At 73.1% G+C, this 9,073-nt stretch carries 9 protein-coding genes; 7 read left to right on the forward strand and 2 right to left on the reverse strand.

The features are described from left to right. The 7 genes from ACZ4VI_RS25615 (at position 1) to ACZ4VI_RS25645 (ending at position 6,766) form a co-directional block, all read left to right on the forward strand. A complete protein-coding gene (locus ACZ4VI_RS25615) occupies positions 1-480 on the forward strand; it encodes a (2Fe-2S)-binding protein (protein WP_468002788.1) in 480 nt (159 codons plus the stop codon). A 44-nt stretch (positions 481-524) separates the two neighbouring features. Continuing rightward, positions 525-1,091 (forward strand): dihydrofolate reductase family protein, encoded by a 567-nt coding sequence (locus tag ACZ4VI_RS25620; RefSeq protein WP_468002789.1) that lies wholly within the window; start codon positions 525-527, stop codon positions 1,089-1,091. Between the two features lie 114 nt (positions 1,092-1,205). Further along, entirely contained in the window at positions 1,206-2,483 is a 1,278-nt protein-coding gene (locus ACZ4VI_RS25625; RefSeq protein ID WP_468002791.1) for a YncE family protein, read from the forward strand. Between the two features lie 172 nt (positions 2,484-2,655). Then, positions 2,656-3,609, forward strand: coding sequence for an alpha/beta hydrolase (locus tag ACZ4VI_RS25630; RefSeq protein ID WP_468002792.1), 954 nt, complete (start codon positions 2,656-2,658; stop codon positions 3,607-3,609). After that, on the forward strand, positions 3,602-4,765 hold the full coding sequence (locus tag ACZ4VI_RS25635; RefSeq protein ID WP_468002794.1) for an acyltransferase family protein: 1,164 nt from the start codon (positions 3,602-3,604) through the stop codon (positions 4,763-4,765). The genes ACZ4VI_RS25630 and ACZ4VI_RS25635 overlap by 8 nt, the downstream gene beginning before the upstream one ends. Before the next feature lie 28 nt (positions 4,766-4,793). Continuing rightward, the gene (locus tag ACZ4VI_RS25640) at positions 4,794-6,092 is read left to right on the forward strand and encodes a sensor histidine kinase (RefSeq protein ID WP_468002795.1); all 1,299 of its coding nucleotides are present in this window, start codon (positions 4,794-4,796) and stop codon (positions 6,090-6,092) included. Then, the gene (locus tag ACZ4VI_RS25645; protein ID WP_468002797.1) at positions 6,089-6,766 is read left to right on the forward strand and encodes a response regulator; all 678 of its coding nucleotides are present in this window, start codon (positions 6,089-6,091) and stop codon (positions 6,764-6,766) included. The genes ACZ4VI_RS25640 and ACZ4VI_RS25645 overlap by 4 nt, the downstream gene beginning before the upstream one ends. 63 nt (positions 6,767-6,829) lie before the next feature. On the opposite strand, the gene ACZ4VI_RS25650 is transcribed toward ACZ4VI_RS25645, so the two are convergent. Next, positions 6,830-7,663: a hypothetical protein gene (locus ACZ4VI_RS25650; protein WP_468002799.1), complete on the reverse strand. Its 834-nt coding sequence runs from the start codon at positions 7,661-7,663 to the stop codon at positions 6,830-6,832. Then, the gene (locus ACZ4VI_RS25655; RefSeq protein ID WP_468002801.1) at positions 7,663-8,937 is read right to left on the reverse strand and encodes a VWA domain-containing protein; all 1,275 of its coding nucleotides are present in this window, start codon (positions 8,935-8,937) and stop codon (positions 7,663-7,665) included. Before ACZ4VI_RS25655 ends, ACZ4VI_RS25650 begins: the two co-directional genes overlap by 1 nt. Positions 8,938-9,073 lie beyond the last annotated feature (136 nt).

Consider the following 9,073-nt stretch of genomic DNA (forward strand, 5'->3'; position numbering starts at 1 on the left):
GTGCCGCAACACACCTTCATCCTCAACGGCAAGGCCGTCACGGCCGAGGTCGAGGACGACGTCCGGCTGCTGTGGGTGCTCCGGGACGTCCTGGGCGTCACCGGCCCCAAGTACGGCTGCGGGCTCGGCGTCTGCCAGGCATGCACCAGCCACATCAACGGCAAGGCGTTCAACCCCTGCTCCGTCCCGGTCAAGGACATCGCCCCCACCGACGAGATCACCACCATCGAGGGCCTGCCCGCGACCGTCGGCAAGGAGCTCCACCCCATGCAGGAGGCCTGGCTGGCACTCGACGTGGCCCAGTGCGGCTACTGCCAGCCCGGCCAGATCATGACCGCCGTCGCCAAGGTCCGCAGGGCGCGGGAGGCAGGGCGGGAGATCGACGAGGCCGACCTCGACGAAATCCGCAACATCTGCCGCTGCGGGACCTATAACCGGATCCGTGAGGCCATCGTGGCGGGAGCCCGCCGCATGCCCTGACCGGAACAGCGACCCCGCACGCGCAGCACGAGGGAGACCGGACCATGACTCGGAAGATCGTCCTGATGATGTCGGTCTCCCTCGACGGCTATATCGAGGGCCCGGACCGCGACATCGACTGGCACATGGTCGACGAGGAACTCCACCAGTACTTCAACGATCAGCTCGCCGCGATGGGCGGCTTCCTCAGCGGCCGGGTCACCCACGAGCTGATGGCCGGCTTCTGGCCGACCGCCGACGCCGACCCGAACAGCACGCCGGAGATGGTGGAGTTCGCGGGGATCTGGCGCGACATGCCCAAGACGGTCTACTCCACGACACTGGAGCACGCCGACTGGAACACGACGATCGTCCGCCGGGTCGACCCGGACGAGGTCCGCGCCCTCAAGGAGCAGCCCGGGGGAGACCTGGCCCTGGGCGGCGCCGACCTGGCCGCGTCGTTCATGGAGCACGACCTGATCGACACGTACCACATCTGTGTCCACCCCGTCCTCATCGGCCGGGGCAAGCCCCTCTTCCGCCCCACGGACGCCGCGACCCCGCTGACCCTCGCCGGCACCCGCGTCTTCGGCAACGGAGTGGTGCTCCTGCGCTACGACCGGGACCGCTGACCCGAGCCGACGCGTTGCGACCCTTGTGGGCGGCGCGGCAACTCCTTACCGTCGGGTAAGTTGCTCTGGCCGACAGGGCAGTTGATGCCGCACGCCCTCCTGGAAGGAACATCGATGTCTGCTGCCCGGACGCGAGGCGCGCGTCGCCTCCTGCTCGGTTCCCTCGCCGCCGCCCTCGCGCTCACCGTCGGTGGCGGCGGCACCGTCGCCGCCGCCCCGCCCGCCGGACCGGCGGGGCCCACGGGCCTGCGGGAGGTGATGCTCGTGGGGAACAACTGGGACGGGACCGCCGACGTCATCGCGTCCACGGGCGACTTCGCGCGCATCGGCCGGATCGACGTCATACCGGACCGCGAGGCCCGGATGTGGGAGATCGGGCTCAACCCGATCAAGCTCGCCTACTTCCTCGGCATCCGGCAGGGCCCCGGCGAGGGCCACGACCAGTTCGTCGACGACATGTACGCCACGCCGGACGGCTCGGCGATGGTGGTCTCCCGGCCGAGCTTCGCCGACGTCGTCTCCATCGACCTCCGTACCGGCGCGATCAACTGGCGCTTCCCCGTGTCCGGTTTCCGCTCCGACCACATGGCAGTCTCGCCCGACGGCACCCGGGTCGCCGTCTCGGCCTCCACCTCCAACCGGGTGCACGTCCTCGACATCAGCACGGGCCGGGAGCTCGGCTCCTTCGCCACCGGCGACAAGCCGCACGAGAACGTCTTCACCGCCGACGGCCGGTACCTCTGGAACATGGCCATCGGCGAGGTCACCACCGCGCTCGACGGCCCCGGCTGGGACTGGACCAAGGGCGACCGCAGGATCACCGTCGTCGACGCCCGTACCTTCGAGCAGGTCCGGGTCGTCGACATGCGCGCTCGGCTCGACGCCTTCGGCCGCAAGGACCTCTCCGACGCCGTCCGCCCGGTCGCCTTCACGCCGGACGAGTCCACGCTCTACTTCCAGGTCTCGTTCTTCAACGGGTTCCTCGAGTACGACGTCGCCGGCGACCGCATCACCCGCGTCAAGACGCTCCCCGAGAACCCGGCGACCGACCCGGACCGCACCACCTGGGTCAACGACTCGCGCCACCACGGCATGTCCATGAGCCCCGACGGCAAGCGGCTCTGCGTCGCCGCCACGATGGACGACTACGCCACCGTCGTGGACCGTACGACCCTGCGGGAGGGCCCGCTGGTACCGGCCGCCAAACCGTACTGGGCAACCGTCAGCGGTGACGGGCGCTCCTGCGTCATCTCGGAGAGCGGCGCGGACAAGGTGACGGCGATCGACTTCGCCACCGGCCGCGCCGTCGCCTCCGTCGCCGTCGGCGACCACCCCCAGCGCGTCCGGCTGGCCAAGGTCCCGGCCGGCTGGACCGGCCCGGCGGCGCGCTGACCCAGAAAGGACCCAGAGGGACCCAGAGGGACCCAGAGGGGCGCTCCACCCCTACCCGTAGTACTTCGGAGCTACCCGCCGACCGCCCTCTCCGGCGGGACGCCGACCACAGCGCGTGATCCATACGTTCGGCACCGGAACGACGAACCACTCCGGTACGGAAGGACACGCCATGGCGTCCCGCCCGCGCAACCCCCGGCTGCGCCGCACGCTGCTCACCGCGCTCGTCATCGCCTCGGTGGCGGTGCCGACCGCGGGAGCCGCCCGCCCCGCCGCCGTCCCGGCGCCCGCGCCGCCCGAGTTGGGCCCGCTGGCCCCGGCCACGACGGCCACCCTCGACGCCCGGTACGCGGCCAACCGGGACGCCGTGCTCGCCGCCGAACGGACCGCGGCCGACTACGGCGACCGGAAGCGGGCCGCCGCCCTGCACACCATGGCCGGCCGGGACCGGACCTTCCTCACCTTCGACGGCCGCGACGGCGGCCGCAGCGTGGAGGTCGTCGGCGACCTCGCGCGCGCCGAACGGATCGCCGTCCTCGTCCCCGGCGCCGACACCGCGCTCGGCAGCCGGCGCTTCCGGGCCGGCGCCGTCGCCCTCCAGCGGGAGCTCGGCGAGCGGGCCGCCGTCCTCGCCTGGCTCGGCTACCGCACCCCGGCCACCGCGAGCGCCGCCGCCCTCACGCCCGGCCGGGCCACCGAGGCCGCCCCCGAACTGGGCGCGTTCATACGGGAGATGCGTACCGCCAAGCCCGCCGCCCGGCTCACGCTCCTGTGCCACTCCTACGGCTCCGTCGTCTGCGCCAAGGCCGCCCCTGGGCTCCCCGCCGACGGCATCGTGCTCTACGGCAGCCCGGGCACCGGCGCCGGCAGCGCCGCCGAGCTGCGCACCGGGGCCGCCGTCTGGGCCGGCCGCGGCGACTGCGACTGGATCGCGCACGTGCCGCACGTCCGGGTGCCGCTGCCCTTCGGCGAACTTGGCTTCGGCACTGACCCCGTCGCGCCGGAGTTCGGCGCCCGTGTCTTCGACGCCGGGCCCGGCGGCCACAGCGACTACCTGGTGCCCGGCTCGGTACCGCTGGCGAACCTGGCCCGGATCGTCGAAGGACGGGAGCCCGCTGATGCGTGACCTCGTCCGCCGTATCGAGGCCGTCACCCCACCGGGCCGCGACCGCGCCCTGGACGCCCTGCGCGCGTTCGCCATCCTCGGCGTCGTCCTCGGCCACTGGCTCGTCACCGCCCTGATCGCCGACAGCGGCACGGTGCGCGGCGCCAGCCCTCTGATCCATCTGCCCGAATTCACCCCTGTCTCCTGGGTGTTCCAGACCCTGGCCGTCTTCTTCCTGGTCGGCGGGGCGGTGGCGGCCCGGGGCCACGCCGCCGCCCGCGACCGCCGGGAGAGCTACCGCCACTGGCTGGGGACCCGCCTGGGCCGGCTCTTCCGACCCGTCGCCGCCGTGCTCGCGGTGTGGAGCGTGGTGACACTCGCGATGCTCGCCGCCGGGGTGCCCTGGCAGACCGTGCACACGCTCGGCAAGCTCGTGCTCTCCCCGCTCTGGTTCCTCCTCGTCTTCGCCGCGCTCACGGCCGCGACCCCGCTCGTCGCCCGCGTCCACCCACTGTGGCCGCTCGCCGTCGTCCTGCACGTCGACCTGATCCGTTTCGGCCTCGACGGGCCCGCCTGGCTCGGGTGGATCAACGTGGCCGCCGGCTGGCTCGTCCCGTACTGCCTCGGGGCGGCCTGGGCCAGGAACGGGCTGAAGGACCGCAGTACCGGCTGGGCCCTGCTGCTCGGCGGCGCCGCGGCCACCACGCTCCTCGTGCTCTTCGCGGGCTACCCCGCCGCCATGGTCGGCGTGCCCGGAGCCCCGGTGTCCAACCTCAACCCGCCCACGCTCGCCGCCGTCACTTTCGGACTCGCCCAGTGCGGCGCGGCTCTGCTGCTCCTCGGCCCGCTGCGCCGGGCCCTGCGCCGGCCGACGGCCTGGGCGGCGGTGGCGCTGGTCAACCTCAGCTCGATGACCGTCTTCCTCTGGCACCAGACCGCGATGATCGCCGTCACTGCCACGGGACTCCTCGTCGGCGAACTCCTCGGCCACGGACCGCTCCTGGGCCTCCACTCCGACCCCGACGGTTACGCCTGGGTGCTGGCCCGCATCGCCTGGCTCCCGCTCTTCGCGCTCGCGCTGCTGGTCTGCTGCGCCGCGTTCCGTACGTACGAACAGGGCACCCGGCAGGTCCGCGTGAAGCGCCCCACCGCGACGAAGGAGCCACGACGTGCCTAGGGTGGGAGTGTTGGACGAGGGGGGACAGGTGAGGGAGCGCTACAGGGCGCGGGTCTGGACCGCGCTGCGGGAGACGCCGCGTGTGCTGCGCGGTGAGTTGTGGAAGTGGGGCCGCGACCCGCTGCCGCGCCATCGATGGTTCGGCTGGCTGCCGCACGCCCATGTCGTGCTGTTCGCGGCGGTCGTCAGCATCGGCAACCTCAACGAGTACGCGCAGGTACTGGGGCCGAGCCCCGGGCAGGTCGGTGCACTCCTCGTCTTCCTGGCGGGCGGGCTCGTCCTCGCCCTCTCCCGGCCCGTGGCGGGTTGGTGGGTCTCCACCACCGCGCTCTTCCTCATCGCGCTGAGCGCGCAGCACAGCGTCGACGAGCTCATGCTGTGGCCGTGGAGCGGTTACGGGATCGCCCTGCACACCCTGGTCCTGTTCCTGCTGTCCCTGCGGGTCCCCGCCCGGGCCGCCGTCGCCGCCCTGGTCGTCACCACCCTGTCGGGCGCACTGAACGCGCTCTTCACGTCGGCGCCGCACAACGACTCCCTGACGCGCGGGTTCATCGCCTTCGCCACCGCGGTGGTCGTCGGCGTCGCGCTGCGCAGCAGCAGGATCGCCCGGACCCGGCTCACTGCCCAGGAGGTCCTCACTGCCGAAGAACGCGCCCGGCGCACCCTCCTGGAGGAACGCGGCCGGATCGCCCGCGAGTTGCACGACGTCGTCGCCCACCACATGTCCGTCATCTCCATCCAGGCCCAGGTCGCCCCCCACCTCGTCGAGAACCCCTCCGACGAACTGCGCGAGAACCTCGCCGGCATCCGCCAGAACGCGGTCGAGGCGCTCACCGAACTACGCCGGGTCCTCGGCGTCCTGAGGGACGGGGGCCCCGCCGCCGACCGCGCGGGGCACGCGCCGCAGCCCACCCTGGACCGGCTCGGCGACCTCCTCGACAACGTCCGCGCCGCCGGGCTCACCGTCGACAGCTCCACCACCGGAGAGCGCCGTCCGCTGGCACCCGGCATCGAGCTCTCCGCCTACCGCATCGTCCAGGAGGCGCTGAGCAACGCGATGCGCCACGCCCCCGGCGCCCGGGTACGGGTGGAGATCCGCTACCTCCCGACCGGCCTCACCCTCCGCGTCGTCAACACCCCCCCGGCCCGCCCCGCCGACCCGGCCTCCGCCCCGCACTCGCCCGGACCCGGCCACGGACTGCTCGGCATGCGCGAACGCACCGGCATGCTCGGCGGCGAACTCGCCGCAGGACCCACCCCGGACGGCGGCTACGAGGTGACCGCCACCCTTCCCGTACCGAATACCCCACAGAAGGACGGCACATGACGAGCAGCACCATCCGGGTCCTCATCGCCGACGACCAGATGATGGTCCGTCAGGGCTTCACCGTGCTGCTCAACGCCGAACCAGGCATCGAGGTCGTCGGCCAGGCGGTCGACGGCGCCGACGCCGTCGCCCAGGCCGCCGAACTCGCCCCCGACGTCGTCCTGATGGACATCCGCATGCCGGGAACCGACGGAATCGAGGCCACCCGCCTCCTCACCGCCGACGCCGGCTCCACCGTCAAGGTACTCGTCCTGACCACCTTCGACCTCGACGAATACGTCTACGAGGCGCTGCGCGCCGGGGCCTCCGGCTTCCTCCTCAAGGACGCGTCGGCCGACGAACTCGCCCAGGCGGTACGGGTGGTGGCGGCCGGCGACGCCCTGCTGGCGCCCCACATCACCAAGCGTCTCATCGCCGAGTTCTCCCGGCTCAGCGCCTCTCCCCGCGCCCCGCTGAAGGACCGGATCGGCGATCTGACGGAGCGTGAGACGGAGGTGCTCGCCCTGATCGCGAACGGACTCTCCAACGCGGAGATAGCCACCCGGCTCGTCCTGGCCGAGCAGACGGTCAAGACCCATGTGAGCCGCATCCTGATCAAACTCGGCCTGCGCGACCGCACCCAGGCCGCCGTCTACGCCTACGACACCGGCCTGGTCCGCCCGGCCGGGCACTGACCGTTCGGCACGACCGGCCACGGGTCCCGCGAGGGAACCCGTGGCCGCTCGTGCGTCTGCGCGTCAGACCGCCGGCGGCACCCGTGACGGGCGGCCGGATCCCCTGGTCAGGGAGTACCCGGCGATGCCGGCCAGCGCGCCGAGCACGCCGCCCGCCGCCGTCCAGAGCCAGCGGTCGGACCACAAGCCCGAGGACCAGCCGTCCTCGGGCTCCCGCGCCTCGACCGCCGACGGCCCGCCGGCCACGGTCGCGTCCTCCGTCGTGGCACCGGGCACCAGCGGGGCCGCGAGCGAGCCGCCGCCGGCGTACGCCCCGCCCTTCTCGGCCGAGACAGCGCCGACGCGGGCCGTGAACGGCTGCCCGAGGTCCTCCTCGGGCAGCCCCGTGACGGTCAGCCGGACGTAGTAGCTGCCGGGCAGCGGATCGTCGTCCCAGGTGTCGGCCCACGGGCGGACCGGCCGCAGGGTGCAGGAGAGCTCCACGGCCGGAGCCTCCTGCGCCGCGGCCCGGGACTGCATCCCGTACATGCACGGCTGACGGCGGCGCAGACCGTCGTAGACGTCGATCCGCCACGTCGAGGAGCCGTGCCGGGCTACGGACTCCGGCAGGGTGACCGAGGCGGTCACCGTCGGCCGCTGCCCGGTGTCCGCGGGGAACACCCAGTACAGGTAGTCACCCGTGGACGCCTCGGCGGTGGCCTGCTGCCCCTGCCGGAAGAAGGCGGCGGTACGGAACGTGGTGCCGGCCTCGGTCGGTCCCGCCGTCGCGTCGGCGCTCGCGCTTCCGCTCGGCGTCGGGGTCGGGGTCGTCGAGTCCGCCAGGACCGGCACGGTGGCCGGGCCGAACAGGGCGGCGCCCGCCAGCAGGACGGCGCTCAGCGCGCGTACGGTACGCATCAGTTGGTCCTCCAGACGGCGACGCGCCAGCGGGACAGCCAGCCCCACAGCAGACCGCCCACGAAACCGGCCAGGATGAGCACGCCGAGCAGCCACCAGCCGCGGCCGAGGCCGAAGGCGGCCACGTCGGAGGCCTCATCGGGCGCGTCGACCAGGTCGACCGTCAGCTCGATCGGCATGCCGGGCGTCGTCTTCACCGACGGCGGCGCGGAGAAGGAGTTGCTGATCTGGAGGCAGACGGTCTCGGCCGCCGGCTTGGTGTCGGCGTCGATGCCGTCGACCGGCGGCTTGGGGTAGCGCAGACCGGTCGATATGACGTCCGTACGCCCGTCGCCCGCCTCGGAGCCGCGGACGATCTCACGCCCGCGCACGGTCACGGCCCGCAGCAGGACGCCGTAGTCGTTGTTGACCGCGCGGTCGGAGGAGATGCTCACCGAGGCGCGGAGCTCCTGGCCGGGCAGGACGTCCACCCGGTACCAGCGGTGCTGCCCGAAGGTCTCGCGGTCGGTGTACAGACCCGGCTTGAGCACCGGGGCGCCGGCGCAGCGCTCGGCGCCCTCGGTGGCCACCGGGGTGACGACCGGGTCCGCCGCGCGGTCCACCAACTGCCGGACGCGCTTGGAGAGTTCCTCGGTGTGGCGGACCGAGGTGTACGTGCCGCCGGTCGCCTCCGCGATGCAGGTGAGCTGCTGGCGGATCTTGGCGTTCGGCACCAGGCCCAGGGTGTCGATGGTGAGGTGGATGCCCCGGGCGGCGATGTCGCGCGCCACCTCGCAGGGGTCGAGCGGGGCGCAGGTGTCCTCCCCGTCCGTGATGAGCACGATCCGGCGGGTGGCGTCACCGCCCTTGAGGTCCTCCGCCGCCCCGAGCAGGGCGGGCCCGATCGGGGTCCAGCCGGTGGGGGCGAGGGTGGCGACGGCGGTCTTGGCCTCGGTGCGGTCGAGCGGGCCGACCGGATAGAGCTGCCGGGTGTCCTTGCAGCCCGTCTTGCGGTCCTGCCCCGCGTAGTCGGCGCCGAGGGTGCGGATGCCGAGCTGCACCTCGTCCGGCACCGCGTCGAGCACCTCGTTGAAGGCCTGCTTGGCGGCGGCCATGCGCGACTGGCCGTCGATGTCGCGGGCCCGCATCGAGCCGCTGACGTCGAGCACCAGCTCGACCTTGGGGGATTCCTTCGCCACCGGTTCGTCGGCGGCGGCGCCGGTCGGGAACAGCCCGACGGCCAGGACGGCGAGCAGTGCGCAGGCCCTGGTCGACAGCCGTTTTCTCGTGATCATGGGCGGATCGTAGGGATGATCGTCCGACAATCCAAAACGGGCCCGGGGGGGGGGGGGGGGGGGGGGGGGGGGGGGGGGGGGGGGGGGAAGAGGGGGGGAGAGGGGGGGGGGGGGGGGGGGGGGGGGAAGGGGGGGA

It is taken from the genome of Streptomyces sp. NPDC029169 (assembly GCF_055563935.1).

Coding starts and splice junctions, on each gene's coding strand:
- ACZ4VI_RS25620 (WP_468002789.1), top strand. CDS start 525: ATGACTCGGAAGATCGTCCTGATGATGTCGGTCTCCCTCGACGGCTAT.
- ACZ4VI_RS25625 (WP_468002791.1), top strand. CDS start 1,206: ATGTCTGCTGCCCGGACGCGAGGCGCGCGTCGCCTCCTGCTCGGTTCC.
- ACZ4VI_RS25630 (WP_468002792.1), top strand. CDS start 2,656: ATGGCGTCCCGCCCGCGCAACCCCCGGCTGCGCCGCACGCTGCTCACC.
- ACZ4VI_RS25635 (WP_468002794.1), top strand. CDS start 3,602: ATGCGTGACCTCGTCCGCCGTATCGAGGCCGTCACCCCACCGGGCCGC.
- ACZ4VI_RS25645 (WP_468002797.1), top strand. CDS start 6,089: ATGACGAGCAGCACCATCCGGGTCCTCATCGCCGACGACCAGATGATG.
- ACZ4VI_RS25650 (WP_468002799.1), bottom strand. CDS start 7,663: ATGCGTACCGTACGCGCGCTGAGCGCCGTCCTGCTGGCGGGCGCCGCC.
- ACZ4VI_RS25655 (WP_468002801.1), bottom strand. CDS start 8,937: ATGATCACGAGAAAACGGCTGTCGACCAGGGCCTGCGCACTGCTCGCC.